Raw genomic sequence first — 18,981 nt, 5'->3', positions numbered from 1 at the left:
GCTCTTAGTTGCCCTTCGGGTTCGCCTTCGCCTGCGCGATCTGACGGCTCATGATCGTGGTCAGCTCGTACGCGGTGTGCGAGGCCGCGACCGAGGTGATCTCCGCGTGATCGTACGCCGGGGCGACCTCGACGACGTCCGCCGAGACCAGGTTGCAGGAGGAAAGCCCGCGGATGATCTCCAGCAGCTCGCGGGAGGTCATGCCGCCCGCCTCCGGGGTGCCCGTACCGGGGGCGTGCGCGGGGTCCAGCACGTCGATGTCGATGGAGATGTACAGCGGACGGTCGCCGATGCGCTGGCGCAGCTGGTCGGCGACCTCGTCGGCGCCGCGGCGGTAGACGTCGGCCGAGGTGACGATGCCGAAGCCCATCTTGGCGTCGTCGTCCAGGTCCTGCTTGCCGTACAGCGGGCCGCGGGTGCCGACGTGGGACAGGGCCTCGGTGTCGAGGATGCCCTCCTCGACGGCGCGGCGGAACGGGGTGCCGTGCGTGTACTCGGCGCCGAAGTACGTGTCCCAGGTGTCCAGGTGCGCGTCGAAGTGGAGCAGCGCGACCGGGCCGTGCTTCTTCGCCACCGAGCGGAGCAGGGGCAGCGCGATGGTGTGGTCGCCGCCGAGGGTCATCAGGCGGGAGCCGTTGCCGATCAGCTCGTCGGCGGCGGCCTCGATCGTGTCGACGGCCTCGTTGATGTTGAAGGGGTTCGCCGCGATGTCGCCGGCGTCGGCGACCTGCGCGAGCGCGAACGGGGAGGCGTCCTGCGCCGGGTTGTACGGGCGCAGCAGGCGGGAGGCCTCACGGATGGCGTTGCCGCCGAAGCGGGCGCCGGGGCGGTAGGAGACTCCGGAGTCGAAGGGCACGCCCACGACGGCCACGTCGGCCTTGCCACCGACCTCGTCCAGGCGGGGCAGCCGGGCGAAGGTCGCGGGGCCCGCGTAGCGCGGGATGCGGGAGGAGTCGACGGGGCCGCGCGGCTGCGTGCTCATGGGGGGCCTTCCGGGGAGGTGTGCGGTGCGGTCCTTCGAGCGTAAACGGACACCTCGGGGGCGCGAAGTGTACGTTTCATCCATCCGGCCCCACCGATGTGTACGGAGTATCCATGGAAGCCCCGCCCACCCCGCCGGTCACGCTCGGCCGACTGCTCGCCGACCACGAGCTGGGGCTGCGCCACCTGGCCGGGCCCGCCGAGGCCGAACTGCACGGGGTGCACGCCTCCGAGATGGCGGACCCGTCCCCGTACCTGCTGGGCGGCGAACTCCTCCTGACGGCGGGCGCGGGCCTCTCGGGCGCGGGGGCCTGGCCGGCCGGGGGGACGGAACACGGGCCGGGCGGCAGCACGGAGCCCTCGGGGGCGGACGGGAGTCCTCCGGGAGACGGCCCCGTCGACGCTCGCCCCGGCCACGCCCGGCCCGCGGACGCCGGGCCGATCGACGCGGGGCCGTACGTCGCACGGCTGGTCCGGGCCGGGGTCGGGGCCGTCGGCTTCGGGGTGACCCCGGTGTTCACGACCGTGCCGCGATCCCTCGTCGAGGCCTGCGAGCGGTACGGGCTGCCCCTGGTCGAGGTGCCGCCCGGGACCCCGTTCACCGCGGTCGGCCGGAGCGTCTGGCGGCTGATGGCCCGCGCCCGGACCGCCGAGCTCCGCCGGGTGACCGAGGCCCAGCAGTCCCTGGCGGCGGCCGCCGCCCGCCCGGACCCGGTCCCGGCGGTCCTGCGCCGACTGGCGGCGACCCTCGGCGGCTGGGCCGGCCTCCTCCCCGCCACCCGGCCGGACGCCCCGGCGGCCACCGGGGCGGGGACGGCCGGGGCGGAGCCCGCAGCAGCGGGATCCGGGGCGGCGCCCACCGCCGGGGCGAACACCGTTCGGTCCGCCCCCACCGGGGCAGGGACCGGACCTGCGCGCAACCGGGCGGGGGCCGAGACCGCACCCACCGGGACAGGGACCGGCCCATCACCCACCGGGCCGGCGCCTTCCGCACCGGAGGGCCCGGATGCCCGCCAGGAACAGGGCCTCAGGGCGGGTGCCGCCGGAGCCGAACCCGGGCCGATGCCCACAGGACCGGCGGGATCTTCTGGACCGGCCACTCCGGCCACTCCGGCCAGTCCGGCCAGCCCGGCCACCCTCACCGCCCCCGGCGCCTCCGCCGGAACAGCGCCCGCCCCCGAGGCCCTCGACGTGCTCACCGAACTCGCCCGACGGGTCGCACCCGGCTCCGCCGTCACCGCCACGGCGACCCACGGCGGGCTCCACCTCGGCGTCCACGCCCTGGGCGACGGGCGGGTCCTCGCCCTCGCGACCCCGACGCGGGCACCCGGGGACCACACCATCGCCTCGGTCGCGGCCGTCCTGCTGACGCTGCTCACCGCCCACCGCCCCGCCGGATCGGAGGCCGCCCTGACCCGGCTGCTGCTCGACGGGGATCCGGGGACGGCACTGGGCCCCGGACCCTGGTACGCCGTCCACGCCCGCGGCACCGGGGACCCGCGGGCCCTGGCGGCCGCGCTGGGCACCGTACTGCTGGACCCGCGCGGGGACTCCGTACCCGGGGATCCCGTGCACGAGGACGCCGTACGCCCCGGCTCCGCACACCCCGGCTCCGTACCCCCGGGCTCCGCACGCGCAGGCTCGGTACGCCTGCTCACCCACCGCGAGCCCGCCCCCCAGCCCGGCTGGCGGCTCGGGGTGAGCGCCGCGGCCGAGCCCGGAGGCCTGCCCGGCGCCGACGCGCAGGCCGGGCGGGCCCTGGAGCGCGCCGAGGCGGCCCGTACCCCGCTGGTCCGGCACCGGGACCCCGGCTTCTCGGGCCTGGTCGGCGCCGCCGAGGCCCGGGCCCACGCCGAGGCCCTGCTCGCGCCCCTCTCCTCCGCGCTCCGGGAGACCCTGCAGGCCTGGCTGGCCCACCACGGCAGCTGGGACCGCAGCGCGGCCGCCCTCGGCATCCACCGCAACACCGTCCGCCAGCGCATCGCCCGGATCGCCGGCCTGCTGGGCGAAGCCGACCTGGACGACCCGGACACCCGCATGGAGCTGTGGTTCGCGCTGCGCCACACCGACGGCCCGGACGCCCCGTAGGCCGTGTCGCGGCGTGCGGCGGGCGGGGTGACGCTGGGGACATGAACCGGCCGGACAGCCCCTCGGGCCACTCGGACCCCCCTCACTGGGGACCGCGCCCACCCCAGCAGCCGTACCCGTCCCCGTACCCGCCGCCGCCCCGGAGGCGCCGCCGCTGGCCGTGGGTGCTCCTGGGCCTGTTCCTGCTCCTGCTCGGCGGCTGCACCGCCCTCTTCGCCGTCTTCGTCGACGAGGTGTCCGAGGAGGCCGCGCGCCCGGCCCGGATCACGTACGCGGCCACCGGCACCGCCTCGGGCGTGGCCATCACCTACTCGACCTGGCGCGACGGGAACCTGTCCACCAGCCAGGTCGGCGACCGGACCCTGCCCTGGACCGAGGAGCTCACCACCAAGGGCTTCGTCAAGGGCGGCTCCCTCGTCGTCACCCTGGGCCCCGCCGGCGGCACCGCCACCTGCTCGGTGACGGTGGACGACGACCCGCCCGTCACGGCGACGGCCACCGGCCCCTTCGCCTCCGCCGTCTGCGACGGCTTCTGACCGGCCTGCGGACCGGCCTGCGGACCGACGTGCCCCACCTCACTCTGGACAGCGCGACCAACTCGCCGGTAACTTAATCTGAGCAAGCGCTTAGATTGGGCGGCGGACTGCCGCGACGAAGGGAGTCGGCCGTGCGCCGTACGGTGTTCAACGAGGACCACGAGGCGTTCCGCGAGACCATCCGCGCCTTCATCGAGGCCGAGGTCGTCCCGGTCTACGACGAGTGGTTCGCGGCCGGTCAGGCCCCGCGCGAGTTCTACTACAAGCTCGGCGAGCTGGGCATCTTCGGCATCAACGTCCCCGAGGAGTTCGGCGGCGCCGGCCTGGACACCCACAAGTTCGAGGCCGTCCTCTACGAAGAGACCTCCCGCGCGGGCGTCAACTTCGGCGGCTCCGGCGTGCACGTGCTGCTCGCCCTCCCCTACATCAAGATGCTGGCGGCCGACGAGCAGAAGAAGCGCTTCCTGCCGAAGTTCGTCTCCGGCGAGGAGATGTGGGCCCTGGCGATGACCGAGCCGGGCACCGGCTCCGACGTCGCGGGCATGAAGACCACCGCCAAGCTCTCCGAGGACGGCACGCACTACGTCCTCAACGGCTCCAAGACCTTCATCACCGGCGGCGTGCACGCCGACCGTGTGATCGTCTGCGCCCGCACCTCCGCCCCCACCGAGGACGACCGCCGCTTCGGCATCTCCCTCTTCGCGGTGGACACCAAGTCCGAGGGCTACTCCATCGGCCGCAAGCTCGACAAGCTCGGCCTGCGCACCTCCGACACCGCCGAGCTGGCGTTCGTCGACGTCAAGGTCCCGGTCGAGGACCTGCTCGGCGAGGAGAACAAGGGCTTCTACTACCTCGGCGCCAACCTGCCGTCCGAGCGCTGGGGCATCGCCTTCGGCGCGTACGCGCAGGCCAAGGCCGCCGTCCGGTTCGCCAAGGACTACGTTCAGGACCGCACCGTCTTCGGCAAGCCGGTCGCGCACTTCCAGAACACCAAGTTCGAACTGGCCGCCTGCCAGGCCGAGGTGGACGCCGCCGAGGCCGTCGCCGACCGCGCCCTGGAGGCCCTGGACGCCGGTGAGCTCACCGCCGCCGAGGCCGCTTCCGCGAAGCTGTTCTGCACCGAGGTCGCGCACCGCGTCATCGACAAGTGCCTCCAACTGCACGGCGGCTACGGCTACATGAACGAGTACCCGATCGCCCGCCTGTACGCCGACAACCGCGTGAACCGCATCTACGGCGGCACCAGCGAGGTCATGAAGTCCATCATCGCCAAGTCGATGGGCCTGTAGGGCATCTAGCCTTCCCCCATGAACGAGGCCCTCACGACTCTCCTCGACCTGCTCGACCTCGAGCAGATCGAGGAGAACATCTTCCGCGGTACCAGCCGTTCCGCGCTGGTACCGCGGGTCTTCGGCGGCCAGGTCGCCGCCCAGGCGCTGGTGGCGGCCGGCCGGACCGTGCCGGAGGACCGCACCGCGCACTCTCTCCACTCGTACTTCCTGCGCGCCGGCGACCCGGGCGCGCCCATCGTGTACTCGGTCGACCGGATCCGCGACGGACGCTCCTTCACCACGCGCCGCGTCGTCGCCGTCCAGCACGGCCAGCCGATCTTCCACCTCTCCGCGTCCTTCCAGACGTACGAGGACGGCCTCGACCACCAGACCGCGATGCCCGAGGCCCCCGATCCGGAGACCCTCCCGACGGCCGCCGAGTCCCTCCCCCTCTACCGGGAGGTCTTCCGCGACCCGGGCACGGTGGAGCGGCTCATCGAGGCGCGCGGCGCCGTGGACCTGCGGTACGCCACGGTCCCGCCCTGGGGCAGCATCGGCGAACCGGTCGAACCGCGCTCGCAGGTGTGGTTCCGCACCTCCGGCAAGCTGGAGAGCGACGACGCGCTCCTGCACACCTGCCTGGCCACCTACGTCTCCGACATGACCCTGCTCGACTCGGTCCTGCTCGCGCACGGGAAGGGCGGATGGGCGGTGGGCGACGTGGTCGGCGCATCACTCGACCACGCGATGTGGTTCCACCGGCCGTTCCGCGCCGACGAATGGCTGCTGTACGACCAGGAGTCACCCTCGGCGGCCGCCGGCCGGGGCCTGGGCCAGGCCCGGATCTGGACCCAGGACGGCAGGCTCGCCGTGACGGTCATCCAGGAGGGCGTGGTGCGCGTCCCGCGCGCGTAGTACGGCCGCCCGACATAACGTCACACCATGTCCAGCAGCGATGTGATGGTGAACGGAAGCGGAAGCGGCGGCCCCGGCGAGAACGAGAGCGTGGGCACGGTCATCGTCGCCGTCGTCACGAACCTCGGCATCGCCGCGGCCAAGGCCGTGGGCGGGATCGTCAGCGGATCGAGCGCGATGCTCTCCGAAGCGGCGCACTCGGTGGCCGACACCGTCACCGAGGTGATGCTCCTGGCCTCGCTCAAGCGGAGCGCGAAGCCGGCGGACGAGGCGCACCCGCTGGGCTACGGGCCGGAACGCTACATCTGGGCCCTCCTCGCATCGATCGCCACCTTCGTCGGCGGCGCGGTGTTCGCCGTCTACGACGGCATCCACACCCTCGTCCACGGCGAGGACCCCGGAAACCCGACCCTCTCCTACATCATCCTGGCCGTCGCCGCCGTCCTGGAGGGCTACTCCCTCCTGGTCGCCTGGCGGCAGGTCAAGGGCGAGGCGGCGCGGATGCGGGCGCCCCTGGGTCTGTACGTGAAACACACCCCGGACACGGCCGTGAAGGCCGTCCTCCTGGAAAACGTGGCCGCCCTGATCGGACTGGCCCTGGCCGCCGGCGGCCTGCTCGGCGCGCAGCTCACGGGCTCGGGCGTCTACGACGGGGTGGCCTCCCTCCTCATCGGGCTGCTGCTGGTGTGGGTGGCGTGGGAGCTGGGGCGCTCGAACGCGCAGTACCTGATCGGGCGGCCGCTGCCGGAGGCGATGCGGGCGGAGGTCCGGGAGGAGCTGCTGTCTGTGCTGCACATCGAGGGCGTCCTCGAATTGACGACGATCGTGCAGGGGCCGGCGGAGGTGCTGATCGCCGCGAAGGTCGACTTCCACGATCTCGCTTCGGCGCGGCAGGTGGAGGAGGCGTGCGAGGTCGCGGAGGCGCAGCTCCGGGACCGCTTCCCGGCGATCCGCCGGGTGTACCTGGACCCGACGCCGACGCCCGCCCCGCCGCCGGGGCCCGCCGGTCCCCCTACTGCTGCGGGCGGGCCTTGAGCTTGGCCCACACCGCCTCCAGCGCGGCGATGTCCGCGTCGTCGAGCCGGTCGTCGAAGACCTCCGCCAGCGCCTCGCGGCGGGTGGCATCGGCTTCGGCGAAGGCGCGGCGGCCGGCGTCGGTGAGGGCCACGCGTATCGAGCGGGCGTCGGTCGGGGACGGGATCCGCTCGACAAGGCCGCGGGCCTGGAGCGAGTCGGTGACGCGCGAGACCTGGCTGCGGCTGAGCAGGGTCCTGGCCCCCAGCTCGGAGGGGGCGACCGGCTCGGGCTGGGCGCGCAGCCACAGCATGACCTCGAACCAGGACAGCGGCAGGTCGTGCCGGCGGGTGAGGGCCTGGTCCACCCGGGCGGTGAGGGTGGTGCCCGCCCACACGAGCCCGTAGAAGGCGTGGTCGCGGGGGGTGAGAGCACCCAGGGTGAAGTCGTTGTGCGCCATGGGGCCAGGGTACCGGTTGCGTGTACGCACACACAACGATAATCTGTGTGTGTACACGCGATGATTATTCACGTGCCGTCCGCCGCACCCTGGAGCCCGCCATGACCCCCTCCACCTCGTCGACCCCGCCGGCCTCTTCGCCCCGCAAGACCGTCCTCATCACGGGGACCTCCTCCGGCATCGGCCTCGCCGCGGCCGTGGGGGCCGCCGAGGCCGGCTGGCACACCGTCGCCACCATGCGCGACACCGGCCGCGCCGATGCCCTGCTCAAGGCCGCCGAGGAGGCCGGGGTCTCCGGCCTCGTCCAGGTCAAGCAGCTCGACGTCACCGACGCCGTGTCCGTCGCCGCCTGCGTGGCCGAGGTCGTCGCCGAGCACGGGCGGCTCGACGCGGTGGTGAACAACGCCGGGGCGGGGTCCGTGGGCACCGTCGAGCAGCAGGGCATGGAGCCGGTCCGCTCCGCGATGGAGGTCAACTACTTCGGCGTCGTCGAGCTGACCCGCGCGGCCCTCCCCCACCTGCGCGCCTCCGGCGGCCGGGTCATCACGGTCACCAGCGTCGGCGGAGTGATCGGCCAGCCCTTCAACGAGGCGTACTGCGCGGCCAAGTTCGCCGTCGAAGGGTTCATGGAATCGCTCGCGCCGGTCGCCGCGACCGTCGGCGTCGGGGTGACCGTCGTCGAACCGGGGGCCGTGGCCACCGAGTTCGTCGCCAGCCTGGGGCTCGACATCCCGGCGATGCTCGCCGATGCCGGGCCGTACGCCCCTGCGCTGCGGGCCTACGTCGAGCGCACGACGCAGTCGTACTCCGGCGCACAGACCTCCGCGGAGGCCGCCGCCCCGGTCGTCGCGGCGCTGACCGCCGAGCGGCCCCGTTCCGTGTCCAGACCTCGGACTGGGCCCGCGAGTTCGTCGCCCCCAAGCTCGCCGACCTCGAAGGCTCGGCCGTCCAGACCCTCACGGGCAGCTGGGTCCGCTGACCCGCCCCGCTCCGCCGGCCGCCGGGGCGGGAAAATCCAGCCCCGCCGGCGATTGAGGCGCGGGGCCCGGGTCCCCGGCAGCGGCGCCGCACCAGACGACCGACCCCGGAGGGGCTACAGCAGGCCCGCCGCCGCAAGCAGGTACGCGACCATCGGGTCGTAGTAGCGGGGGTCACGGACGTGGTCGTCCAGCGGCACCGCCACCTGAAGCGTGCCCTCGGCCTCGGCCAGGAACAGCGCGGGGTCGTTGCAGTCGGCGTACCCCACCGCATCCAGGCCCCGCTGCGCCGCACACCCCGCCCAGCCGTGGTCGGCGACGACCAGGTCGGGCTGCGGCCGCCCGTGGGCGGCCAGCGCGTCCAGGATCGCCGCCATCGGCTCCGGGGAGTGGGTGTGCCACAGCGTCGCCCCCCGCTCCAGCACCGCGACGTCCGCGAACTGCCACACCGAGCCCTCGTCGGCGACCAGCCCCGGCGGGATCACCACGATCTCGCAGCCCGCGGAGCGCAACGCGTCGGCGGTGGCCCGGTGCACGTCCAGCAGCCCGCCCGGATGCCCCGTGGCCAGCAGCACGCTCTGCCGGTCCAGCGCGGCCTTGCGCAACCGCGCGGCCATCCGGTCCAGCGCGGACACGGTCAGTTCGGGGTCGATGGTGTCCTGGCCGAAGCGGTGGGTCGCCTCGTCCACGACCCCGCAGCGCTCCGCCATCACCGCGAGCACGTCCTGCTCGTCCGTCCAGCGGTCGCCCAGCTCCAGGCCCAGCCAGTAGTGCCGGTCACCGTTGGCGAGCTTGCGGTAGTGGGAGAGGTTGTTCTCGCGCGGAGTCGCGACGTCCCCCGCGATCCGCGTGCGGACCAGGTGGTCGATGAGTTCGGCTCGACTGGGAACAGCTATCGGCTTCGGCATGCGGCCCATTCTGCCGCCGCCCGCCCGGAGCCGTCCCTTCCATCCCGCCCCCCGGACACCCCGGACGCGCCGCCTCATCCCGACAGCGCCCCGAAGGCCCCGTTCGCGAGCCGGCGCAGCAGCGACTCCGTCGCGTCCCGGCCGAGCGCCGCCAGGTGCGGGGTGGAGTTCAGCAGGCCGAAGACGGCGTGCACGGAGACGCGTACCTCCGCCTCGCCCACCTCGGGGTGCAGCTCCCGTACGACGTCGACCCACAGCTCGACGTACTTGCGCTGCAGCTGCCGTACGAGCTTGCGGTCGGCCTCGCGCAGCCGGTCCAGCTCCCGGTCGTGGAGGGTGATCAGCGCCCGGTCGTCGAGGGCGAAGTCGATGTGGCCGTCGACGAGGGAGGCCAGCACGCCGGACGGGTCACCGGCCGCCTCCTCCACCCTGCGGCGGCCGCCCGTGAGCAGCCGTTCGCTGATGCCGACGAGCAGCTCGGCGAGCATCGCGTCCTTGCCCGCGAAGTGCCGGTACAGGCCGGGGCCGCTGATGCCCACCGCGGCCCCTATCTCGTCCACGCCCACGCCGTGGAAACCGCGCTCGGCGAAGAGGCGCGCAGCCTCGCCGAGGATCTGCTCGCGCCGGGTCGGGGCGGCTGCTCTGGTGCTCATGGGAATCCATTCTAGACAGGGCCGTTAGCGGTCGTTAACCTAAGTCCCACATGCGTTAACGCTCATTAACAAGAGCGCACCGAGCAAGGGAGCTCGACCGATGCAGCAGGCACCAGTGCTGACGAGCGCCGCCGACCCGGCGTCCGATGCCTGGCGGGCCAACGAGGCCGCCCACCGTGAGCTCTCCGAGGGCCTGCGGGCCCGCCTGGAGGCGGCCCGGCTCGGCGGCGGGGAGAAGGCCCGCGCCCGCCACACCGCCCGCGGGAAGCTGCTGCCGCGCGACCGCGTGGACGCCCTCCTCGACCCCGGGTCCCCCTTCCTGGAGCTGGCCCCGCTGGCAGCCGAGGGGATGTACGGGGGCGCGGCCCCGGCCGCCGGGGTGATCGCCGGCATCGGCCGGGTCAGCGGCCGCGAGTGCGTCATCGTCGCGAACGACGCCACCGTCAAGGGCGGCACGTACTACCCGATGACCGTGAAGAAGCACCTGCGCGCCCAGGAGGTGGCCCTGGAGAATCGTCTCCCCTGCCTCTACCTGGTCGACTCGGGCGGCGCCTTCCTCCCCATGCAGGACGAGGTCTTCCCCGACCGGGACCACTTCGGCCGCATCTTCTACAACCAGGCCCGCATGTCGGGGGCCGGCATCCCGCAGATCGCCGCCGTCCTCGGCTCCTGCACGGCGGGCGGCGCGTACGTACCGGCCATGAGCGACGAGGCCGTCATCGTCCGCGGCCAGGGCACGATCTTCCTCGGCGGCCCGCCGCTGGTGAAGGCCGCCACCGGCGAGGTGGTCACGGCCGAGGAGCTGGGCGGCGGCGAGGTCCACTCCCGCACCTCCGGGGTCACCGACCACCTCGCGGAGGACGACGCCCACGCGCTGCGGATCGTACGGAACATCGTGGCGACCCTGCCCGAGCGCCGGGCCCTGCCCTGGTCGGTCGAGGCTCCGCAGGAGCCCAAGGTGGACCCGTACGGGCTGTACGGCGCGGTGCCGGTCGACTCCCGCACCCCCTACGACGCCCGCGAGATCATCGCCCGGATCGTGGACGGCTCCCGCTTCCAGGAGTTCAAGGCGGAGTTCGGGCAGACCCTGGTCACCGGCTTCGCCCGGATCCACGGGCACCCGGTCGGGATCGTCGCCAACAACGGCATCCTGTTCTCCGAGTCGGCCCAGAAGGGCGCGCACTTCATCGAGCTGTGCGACCAGCGCGGCATCCCGCTGCTCTTCCTCCAGAACATCTCCGGCTTCATGGTCGGCCGGGACTACGAGGCGGGCGGCATCGCCAAGCACGGCGCCAAGATGGTCACGGCCGTGGCCTGCACCCGGGTCCCGAAGCTCACGGTGGTGGTCGGCGGCTCGTACGGCGCGGGCAACTACTCCATGTGCGGGCGGGCCTACAGCCCCCGCTTCCTGTGGATGTGGCCCAACGCCAAGATCTCCGTGATGGGCGGCGAGCAGGCGGCCTCCGTCCTGGCGACGGTCAAGCGCGACCAGATCGAGGGCGCGGGCCAGGAGTGGCCGGCCGAGGACGAGGAGGCCTTCAAGGCCCCGGTCCGGGCGCAGTACGAGGAGCAGGGCAACGCCTACTACGCCACGGCGCGGCTGTGGGACGACGGGGTCATCGACCCGATGGAGACCCGGCAGGTGCTGGGACTGGCCCTGACCGCGTGCGCGAACGCCCCGCTGGGCGACTCGGGCTTCGGCATCTTCCGCATGTGACGTGAGGACCTCACTGATGTTCAGCACTGTTCTGGTCGCCAACCGGGGCGAGATCGCGGTCCGCGTCATCCGCACGCTGCGGGAGCTCGGCATCCGTTCCGTGGCCGTCTTCAGCGACGCCGACGCGGACGCCCGGCACGTACGGGAGGCCGACACGGCCGTCCGCATCGGCCCGGCGGCGGCCTCGATGAGCTACCTGTCGGTGGAGCGGCTGCTCGACGCGGCCCGCCGCACGGGCGCCGAGGCCGTCCACCCCGGCTACGGCTTCCTCGCGGAGAACGCCGCCTTCGCGGCCGCCTGCGCGGACGCGGGCCTGGCCTTCATCGGACCGCCCGCCTCGGCGATCTCCCTGATGGGCGACAAGATCCGCGCCAAGGAGACCGTCAAGGCCGCGGGCGTGCCCGTGGTCCCCGGCTCCTCGGGCAGCGGGCTGTCCGACGCCGAACTGGTCGCCGCCGCCGAGCAGATCGGCATGCCGGTCCTGCTGAAGCCCTCGGCGGGCGGCGGCGGCAAGGGCATGCGGCTCGTACGGGACTCCGCGCTGCTCGGCGAGGAGATCGCGGCGGCCCGCCGCGAGGCGAAGTCCTCCTTCGGCGACGACACCCTGCTCGTGGAGCGCTGGGTGGACCGGCCCCGGCACATCGAGATCCAGGTACTGGCGGACGCGCACGGGAACGTGGTCCACCTCGGGGAGCGCGAGTGCTCGCTCCAGCGGCGCCACCAGAAGGTGATCGAGGAGGCCCCGTCGGTCCTGCTGACGCCGGAGCTGCGGGCCTCGATGGGCGCGGCGGCGGTGGAGGCGGCCCGGTCCTGCGGGTACGTCGGCGCGGGCACGGTGGAGTTCATCGTCCCGGGCCACGACCCCGCCTCGTACTACTTCATGGAGATGAACACCCGGCTCCAGGTGGAGCACCCGGTCACCGAGCTCATCACGGGCCTGGACCTGGTGGAGCAGCAGCTCCGGGTCGCGGCGGGCGCGGAGCTGGGCTTCGGCCAGTCGGAGGTCCGGCTGACCGGGCACGCGATCGAGGCCCGCGTCTGCGCGGAGGACCCGGCGCGCGGGTTCCTGCCGTCCGGCGGCACGGTGCTGGCGCTGTCGGAGCCGTCCGGCGGCTCCGTCCGTACGGACTCCGGGCTGGCGGCGGGGGTCGACACCGGCTCCACGTACGACCCGATGCTGTCGAAGGTCATCGCCTACGGTCCCGACCGCGCCTCGGCGCTGCGTGTCCTGCGCGGCGCCCTCGCGGACACCGTGATCCTGGGCGTCCAGACCAACACGGGCTTCCTGCGCCGCCTGCTCGCGCACCCGGATGTGGTGTCGGGCGACCTGGACACGGGCCTGGTGGAGCGGGACCTGTCCCAGCTCCTCCCCGAGGGGGTCCCGGACGAGGTGTACGCGGCGGCGGCCCTGCTGGCCGGAGGTTCTTTCCCCCACCCCGCCCCTTCCCGAAACCCTGCCGGGGGCTGGGTCGACCCGTTCGACTCCGCCAACGGCTGGCGCCTGGGCGGCACCCCCGCCTGGACGGTCCAGCACTTCCGCCTCCCGGGCCAGGACCCGGTCACGGTCCGTACCCGGTCCGCCGGAACGGGCCCGGACACGGAGCTGCTGCTCGACGACGGCGCCCAGGCACATCCAGCCCCGCCGGCGTTTGAGGCGCGGGGTCCGGGGCGGAGCCCCAGCACCCCGGCCCGGGGCCGGATCGTGCACCTCACCCCCGAGCACCTCACGGTCGAACTGGACGGCGTCACCCACCGGTTCAGCCACGCCACCTCCCCGGAGGGGACCTGGCTAGGCCGAGACGGCGACTCCTGGCACGTACAGGCGCACGACCCGGTCGAGGCGAACCTCCGCGGCGCGGGCCGCGGCGGCGCAGACACCCTCGCCGCCCCCATGCCCGGCACCGTCACCGTCGTCAAGGTCGCCGTCGGCGAGAGGGTGACCGCCGGTCAGAGCCTGCTCGTCGTCGAGGCCATGAAGATGGAGCACGTCATCTCCGCCCCGCACGCCGGCACCGTCACCGAACTCGACGTCACCCCCGGCACCACGGTCGCCATGGACCAGGTCCTCGCCGTGGTCACTCCGGACGAGGAGGAGAAGGCCGAATGAACGGGCTTCCGATGAGCTTCCCGGACGAGGGCCTCCCGGCCCGGGTCCGGATCCACGAGGTGGGCGCCCGGGACGGGCTGCAGAACGAGAAGACGGCCGTCCCGACCCACGTGAAGGCCGAGTTCGTGCACCGGCTGGCCGCCGCGGGGCTCACCACCATCGAGGCGACCAGCTTCGTGCACCCCCGGTGGGTCCCCCAGCTGGCCGACGCCGACGAGCTGTTCCCGCTGCTCGCCGACGTGAAGGCCGCGCTGCCGGTCCTCGTCCCCAACGAGCGCGGCCTCGACCGCGCGCTCGCCCTCGGGGCCACCCGGATCGCCGTGTTCGGTTCGGCCACCGAGACCTTCGCCGCCCGCAACCTCAACCGGACCGTCGCCGAGTCCCTCGCGATGTTCGAGCCCGTCGTGGCCCGCGCCAAGGAGCACGGGGCGCACGTCCGCGGCTACCTCTCCATGTGCTTCGGCGACCCCTGGGAAGGGCCGGTACCGGTCCACCAGGTGGTCGGCGTCGCCAAGGCCCTCCTGGACCTCGGCTGTGACGAGCTGAGCCTCGGCGACACCATCGGCGTCGCCACCCCGGGGCACGTGCGGGCCCTCCTCTGCGCGCTCAACGCGGAGGGCGTGGGCACCGACCGGATCGGCGTGCACTTCCACGACACCTACGGCCAGGCCCTGTCCAACACCCTCGCCGCGCTCCGGCACGGCGTGAGCACCGTCGACGCCTCCGCGGGCGGCCTCGGCGGATGCCCGTACGCCAAGAGCGCCACCGGCAATCTCGCGACCGAGGACCTCGTCTGGATGCTCGACGGCCTCGGCATCGAGACCGGGGTCGATCTGGCCGCCCTCACCGCCACGAGCGTGTGGATGGCCGAACAGCTGGGGCGTCCCAGCCCCTCCCGTACCGTCCGCGCCCTCTCCCACAAGGAGTAACGAAGACCATGGCCCTCGACCACCGGCTCACCCCCGAGCACGAGGAACTCCGCCGCACCGTCGAGGCGTTCGCGCACGATGTGGTGGCGCCCAAGATCGGCGATCTGTACGAGCGGCACGAGTTCCCGTACGAGATCGTCCGCGAGATGGGCCGCATGGGCCTGTTCGGCCTGCCCTTCCCCGAGGAGTACGGCGGCATGGGCGGCGACTACCTCGCCCTCGGCATCGCCCTGGAGGAGCTGGCCCGCGTCGACTCCTCGGTCGCCATCACCCTGGAGGCCGGCGTCTCGCTCGGCGCGATGCCGCTGTACCTCTTCGGCACCGAGGAGCAGAAGCGGCAGTGGCTGCCGAAGATGTGCTCCGGCGAGATCCTCGGCGCCTTCGGCCTGACCGAGCCGGGGGCCGGCTCCGACGCGGGCGGCACCCGTACGACCGCCGTCCGGGACGGCGACGAGTGGGTGATCAACGGCTCCAAGTGCTTCATCACCAACTCCGGTACGGACATCACCGGCCTGGTCACCGTCACCGCCGTGACGGGCCGCAAGGCCGACGGACGCCCCGAGATCTCCTCGATCATCGTCCCGTCGGGCACCCCCGGCTTCACCGTGGCCGCCCCCTACTCCAAGGTGGGCTGGAACTCCTCGGACACCCGCGAGCTGTCCTTCGACGGCGTCCGGGTCCCCCTCGCCAACCTGGTCGGCGAAGAGGGCCGCGGCTACGCCCAGTTCCTGCGGATCCTCGACGAGGGCCGGGTCGCCATCTCCGCGCTCGCGACGGGCCTGGCCCAGGGCTGTGTGGACGAATCGGTGAAGTACGCCAAGGAGCGGCACGCCTTCGGCAAGGCGATCGGCGACAACCAGGCCATCCAGTTCAAGCTGGCGGACATGGAGATGCGCGCCCACATGGCCCGGATCGGCTGGCGCGACGCGGCCTCCCGCCTCGTGGCCGGGGAGCCCTTCAAGAAGGAGGCGGCCATCGCGAAGCTGTACTCCTCGACGGTGGCGGTCGACAACGCGCGCGATGCCACGCAGATCCACGGCGGCTACGGGTTCATGAACGAGTACCCGGTGGCCCGCATGTGGCGCGATTCGAAGATCCTGGAGATCGGCGAGGGCACGAGCGAGGTGCAGCGCATGCTGATCGCCCGTGAGCTGGGGCTTTCCGCCTAACGGCAGTCGGTGGTGCGGTACGGGGCCCTCCATGTGGAGGGCCCTTTATCGTTCTCAGCCAAGGTTAGGCTAACCTTCCTCTCGAACGCACGAGCCACCCAGTACGCACGAAAGTGGACATCGCCATGCCCAAGTCCCGCTCCTCCCTCCTCACCCGCCGCGGTCTCATCGCGGCAGGCGGCGCCCTCGGCCTCGTGGCCGCGCTCACCGCCTGCGGTGGCAGCGACTCCGCGAAGGACGGATCGGGCGACAAGGGCACGGGCGCCGCGTCGGGCGCGTGGAGCTTCAAGGACGACATGGGCAAGGACGTCACCGCCAAGTCCACGCCGAAGAACATCGTCGCCTTCACCGGCACCGCGGCCGCGCTCCACGACTACGGAGTGGGCGTCAAGGGCGTGTTCGGCCCGACGAAGACCGCCGACGGCAAGGCCGACGTGCAGGCCGGCTCGATGGACATCTCCAAGGTCGAGATCATCGGCAACGTCTACGACGAGTTCAACGTCGAGAAGTACGCAGCCCTGCAGCCCGACCTCCTGGTGACCAACACCTGGGAGAAGGGCAGCTACTGGTACCTGCCGGAAGCCTCCAAGGACAAGATCCTGAAGCTGGCCCCGGCCGCCGCGATCGGCGTGGGCGGCGACGTCACGATGGACAAGGCCCTGGCCCGCACCGCGGATCTCGCGAAGTCCCTGGGCGCCGACCTGAACGACAAGAAGACCGTCGACGCCAAGGCCCGCTTCGAGGCCGCCTCCGCGAAGCTCCGCGAGGCCACCAAGGCGAACCCGGGCATCAAGGTGCTCGTCGGTTCCGGCGCCGCGGACCTGTTCTACGTCTCCACCCCGGCCACCTCCGCCGACCTGAAGTACTTCCAGTCGCTCGGCGTCGAGTTCGTCGTCCCGGACAAGGTCGAGGGCGGCTTCTTCGAGAGCCTCAGCTGGGAGAACGCCGGCAAGTACAAGGCCGACGTGATCCTCCTCGACAACCGCACCGGCACCCTCCAGCCGGAGGAGCTGAAGGCCAAGCCGACCTGGGCCGAGATGCCGGCCGTCAAGGCCGGTCAGATCACCCCCCGCGTGACCGAGCCGATCTACTCCTACGAGAAGTGCGCGCAGATCGTCGAAGAGCTCACCAAGGCCATCCAGAACGCCAAGAAGGTCAGCTGACCCCTGGCCGTCCGGCCCCGGCGCCTCACCCAGGCGCCGGGGCCTTCTGCTTCGCCCGTCATCGCCGATCCCAGGGGGGACCCTCCGCATGACCGCCAACGCCAACGCCAGCACCGCCGCCGCCACCACCGCGCCCGCGCCCGCGCCCGAAGCCGAGATCCCCCACTTCCGGTTCTTCGAGCTCGAAGTGCTCCGCACGCGCCGCCTCGGCCGCTCCTTCCTGCGGATCACCTTCGGCGGCGCCTCCCTGACGGACTTCCGCTCGGGCGGCTACGACCAGAGCCTGTCCCTCTTCCTGCCGCCCGCCGGCCGGGAGCACACGGTGCTGCCGTCCACCGGCGAGGACACCTGGTTCGGCGACTGGCGTGCGATGCCGGACGAGGAGCGCCCGGTGATGCGCTCGTACACGGTCCGCGAGCAGCGCCGTACCCCCGCGGGCGTGGACGAGGTGGACATCGACTTCGTCCTGCACGGCACCACCTCCCCCGCCTCGTCCTGGGCGGGCCGCGCGGTGACCGGCCGCCGGATCATGGCCATCGGCCCGGCCGTCGCGGAGAACAAGTCCGTACGCTTCCAGCCGCCGGCCGCCACCGACGCGATCCTGATGTACGCCGACGAGACCGCCCTGCCCGCGGCCTCCGCGATCCTGGACCGGCTCCCCGAGGGCACCCCGGTCAGGGCCTGGTTCGAGGTCCCGCACGAGGACGACCGGCTGTACCTGCCGACGTCCGCCGACGCGGACATCACCTGGGTGGTCCGGGAGCCGGGCACCGGCCCGGAACGCACCGACCGGGTGCTGGAGGCCCTCCGGGCGGCCGAACGGCCCGCCGCCGGAGCCCCGTACGCCTGGATCGCGGGCGAGTCCGCGACGATCCGCGCGGTCCGCAGGCACTTCGTCCAGGACTGCGGCGTCGACCGGCGCGCGGTCCGCTTCACCGGATACTGGCGGCTCGGCGCGAGCGAGGAACAGCTCCTCGCGGAGGCCTACGCGGGCCGGGCCCCCGACGAGGACCCGACCGCGGCGCTCTAGCCCCAGCTCCGGTTCCTCACGCGCGCGCCCACCCCTTGTCCGGAGCCACCTTGCCGAACCAGCCGGCGGTCTCCTCCGCGCCGAGCACCCGCTCCAGCACCAGGTCGCCGTGCATGCCGGGGAAGAACCGCCCCGCCTCCCAGCTCCGCCGGTACGGGGACGGGTCCAGGACGAGCAGCCGGACGCCGTCCACGACGGCGATGTCGGTCGGGGTGCCCTCGTTGAAGATCCAGATCCCGTCCGCACCGACCAGGTTGAACGCCCCGGTCGTCGGGACCATCCCGTCGGCGTCCCGGCACACGGCGACCTCCCGCGCCGACGGGGCCTCGCCCGGCACGTGGTTGCCGCCGGTGAGCACGCCCGCGAGCAGGGTGTGCAGCTGGAAGTTGTCACCGATTCCGCTCATGCGCAGGGCGAAGCCGGTCCCGCTCTCGCGGTGCAGGACGATGAGCGGCTCGTCGTCCAGCACCCGCAGGGCGTACGTCAGGCACTTGAACGCGTCGCCCGAGGCCTCCGTCACCCGCTCCACGCGGGCGAGCAGCTCCGCCTTGCCCTCCACCGTCCGGCGCACGGCCGCCGTGCCCAGCACGGCGACGGCCGCCATCTCCCATTCCGGCAGCGAGAACCAGCCCACCGCGAGGTCGTGCCCCACCCGCTCGGCGATCTCGTCGGTGTGCTCGCCCTCGGGGCCCGGCAGTTCCCCGCCGCCCGTCTCCGCCCAGCGCGCGCAGAATTCAAGGGCGACCGCGAACGCCTCCGTGGCCCCGGTGAGGATCCCCGGCGCGCAGACGACCGGGTCCGCGCCCCGCTCCACGCACGCCCCGACGATCACCCCGACCGTGGCCCTCGGCCCGGGCGGGATCTCCCCGAGCAGCGCCGCCAGCCGGGGTCCCGCCTCCCGGTACTCGGCGTCCCCGGCCTTGCCGGCCACCCGAAGGAGCTTCGCGAACGCCCGTTCCGATACCGGCGCGTCCTGCGCGCGCACGGCCTTCTCGAACTGCTCCACGACGCCCGGGAGCTTCCTGCCTCGGAATATCACCCGCACATCCTGCAGCACCGTCCG

The 18,981-nt window shown here is 73.0% G+C and carries 16 protein-coding genes and 1 pseudogene; 12 read left to right on the top strand and 5 right to left on the bottom strand.

Annotation, left to right across the window (positions count from 1 at the left end):
• Window positions 1–4 precede the first annotated feature (4 nt).
• The gene (gene speB, locus OHA37_RS24800; RefSeq protein ID WP_266908618.1) at window positions 5–982 is read right to left on the bottom strand and encodes an agmatinase; all 978 of its coding nucleotides are present in this window, start codon (window positions 980–982) and stop codon (window positions 5–7) included.
• 113 nt (window positions 983–1,095) lie between these two features.
• On the opposite strand from speB, the gene OHA37_RS24795 reads away from it, so the two are divergent.
• From OHA37_RS24795 to OHA37_RS24775, 5 genes are all read left to right on the top strand, one after another.
• The gene (locus tag OHA37_RS24795; RefSeq protein ID WP_266908616.1) at window positions 1,096–3,069 is read left to right on the top strand and encodes a helix-turn-helix domain-containing protein; all 1,974 of its coding nucleotides are present in this window, start codon (window positions 1,096–1,098) and stop codon (window positions 3,067–3,069) included.
• Window positions 3,070–3,233: 164 nt separating this feature from the next.
• Window positions 3,234–3,605: a hypothetical protein gene (locus OHA37_RS24790; protein WP_266908614.1), complete on the top strand. Its 372-nt coding sequence runs from the start codon at window positions 3,234–3,236 to the stop codon at window positions 3,603–3,605.
• A gap of 131 nt (window positions 3,606–3,736) precedes the next feature.
• Entirely contained in the window at window positions 3,737–4,894 is a 1,158-nt protein-coding gene (locus tag OHA37_RS24785) for an acyl-CoA dehydrogenase family protein (protein ID WP_266908612.1), read from the top strand.
• Between the two features lie 18 nt (window positions 4,895–4,912).
• On the top strand, window positions 4,913–5,791 hold the full coding sequence (tesB, locus tag OHA37_RS24780; protein WP_266908610.1) for an acyl-CoA thioesterase II: 879 nt from the start codon (window positions 4,913–4,915) through the stop codon (window positions 5,789–5,791).
• A 27-nt stretch (window positions 5,792–5,818) separates the two neighbouring features.
• Window positions 5,819–6,826 carry a cation diffusion facilitator family transporter gene (locus OHA37_RS24775; RefSeq protein WP_443046212.1) on the top strand — a complete coding sequence of 336 codons (1,008 nt, stop codon included), beginning with the start codon at window positions 5,819–5,821 and terminating at the stop codon, window positions 6,824–6,826.
• Here OHA37_RS24775 and OHA37_RS24770 read toward each other — a convergent pair.
• Complete coding sequence (locus tag OHA37_RS24770) at window positions 6,804–7,265, bottom strand: MarR family winged helix-turn-helix transcriptional regulator (RefSeq protein WP_266908608.1); 462 nt, start codon at window positions 7,263–7,265, stop codon at window positions 6,804–6,806. The two genes, OHA37_RS24775 and OHA37_RS24770, sit on opposite strands and share 23 nt — an antisense overlap.
• Window positions 7,266–7,366: 101 nt before the next feature.
• Between OHA37_RS24770 and OHA37_RS24765 the strand changes: the two are divergent.
• Window positions 7,367–8,244 (top strand): annotated as a pseudogene (locus OHA37_RS24765) (SDR family NAD(P)-dependent oxidoreductase).
• Window positions 8,245–8,358: 114 nt separating this feature from the next.
• Here OHA37_RS24765 and OHA37_RS24760 read toward each other — a convergent pair.
• A complete protein-coding gene (locus tag OHA37_RS24760; RefSeq protein WP_266908606.1) occupies window positions 8,359–9,159 on the bottom strand; it encodes a phosphatase in 801 nt (266 codons plus the stop codon).
• A 65-nt stretch (window positions 9,160–9,224) separates the two neighbouring features.
• Window positions 9,225–9,803, bottom strand: a complete 579-nt coding sequence (locus OHA37_RS24755) for an SACE_7040 family transcriptional regulator (RefSeq protein WP_266908604.1) — start codon at window positions 9,801–9,803, stop codon at window positions 9,225–9,227.
• A gap of 100 nt (window positions 9,804–9,903) precedes the next feature.
• Here OHA37_RS24755 and OHA37_RS24750 point away from each other — a divergent pair, with 100 nt between their 5' ends.
• The 6 genes from OHA37_RS24750 (at window position 9,904) to OHA37_RS24725 (ending at window position 17,918) form a co-directional block, all read left to right on the top strand.
• Window positions 9,904–11,520: a carboxyl transferase domain-containing protein gene (locus OHA37_RS24750; protein WP_266908602.1), complete on the top strand. Its 1,617-nt coding sequence runs from the start codon at window positions 9,904–9,906 to the stop codon at window positions 11,518–11,520.
• Window positions 11,521–11,536: 16 nt separating this feature from the next.
• Window positions 11,537–13,627 carry an ATP-binding protein gene (locus tag OHA37_RS24745; RefSeq protein ID WP_266908600.1) on the top strand — a complete coding sequence of 697 codons (2,091 nt, stop codon included), beginning with the start codon at window positions 11,537–11,539 and terminating at the stop codon, window positions 13,625–13,627.
• The gene (locus OHA37_RS24740; protein ID WP_266908598.1) at window positions 13,624–14,556 is read left to right on the top strand and encodes a hydroxymethylglutaryl-CoA lyase; all 933 of its coding nucleotides are present in this window, start codon (window positions 13,624–13,626) and stop codon (window positions 14,554–14,556) included. Before OHA37_RS24745 ends, OHA37_RS24740 begins: the two co-directional genes overlap by 4 nt.
• An 8-nt stretch (window positions 14,557–14,564) precedes the next feature.
• A complete protein-coding gene (locus OHA37_RS24735) occupies window positions 14,565–15,725 on the top strand; it encodes an acyl-CoA dehydrogenase family protein (RefSeq protein WP_266908596.1) in 1,161 nt (386 codons plus the stop codon).
• A gap of 125 nt (window positions 15,726–15,850) precedes the next feature.
• Window positions 15,851–16,888, top strand: a complete 1,038-nt coding sequence (locus OHA37_RS24730; protein ID WP_266908594.1) for an ABC transporter substrate-binding protein — start codon at window positions 15,851–15,853, stop codon at window positions 16,886–16,888.
• 88 nt (window positions 16,889–16,976) lie between these two features.
• Window positions 16,977–17,918 carry a siderophore-interacting protein gene (locus tag OHA37_RS24725; protein WP_266908592.1) on the top strand — a complete coding sequence of 314 codons (942 nt, stop codon included), beginning with the start codon at window positions 16,977–16,979 and terminating at the stop codon, window positions 17,916–17,918.
• 16 nt (window positions 17,919–17,934) lie between these two features.
• On the opposite strand, the gene OHA37_RS24720 is transcribed toward OHA37_RS24725, so the two are convergent.
• Entirely contained in the window at window positions 17,935–18,957 is a 1,023-nt protein-coding gene (locus OHA37_RS24720; RefSeq protein WP_266908590.1) for a hypothetical protein, read from the bottom strand.
• Window positions 18,958–18,981: the final 24 nt, after the last annotated feature.

This window comes from Streptomyces sp. NBC_00335 (assembly GCF_036127095.1).
Lineage (GTDB): Bacteria > Actinomycetota > Actinomycetes > Streptomycetales > Streptomycetaceae > Streptomyces.
This window is presented reverse-complemented; position numbering and strand designations above follow the sequence as displayed.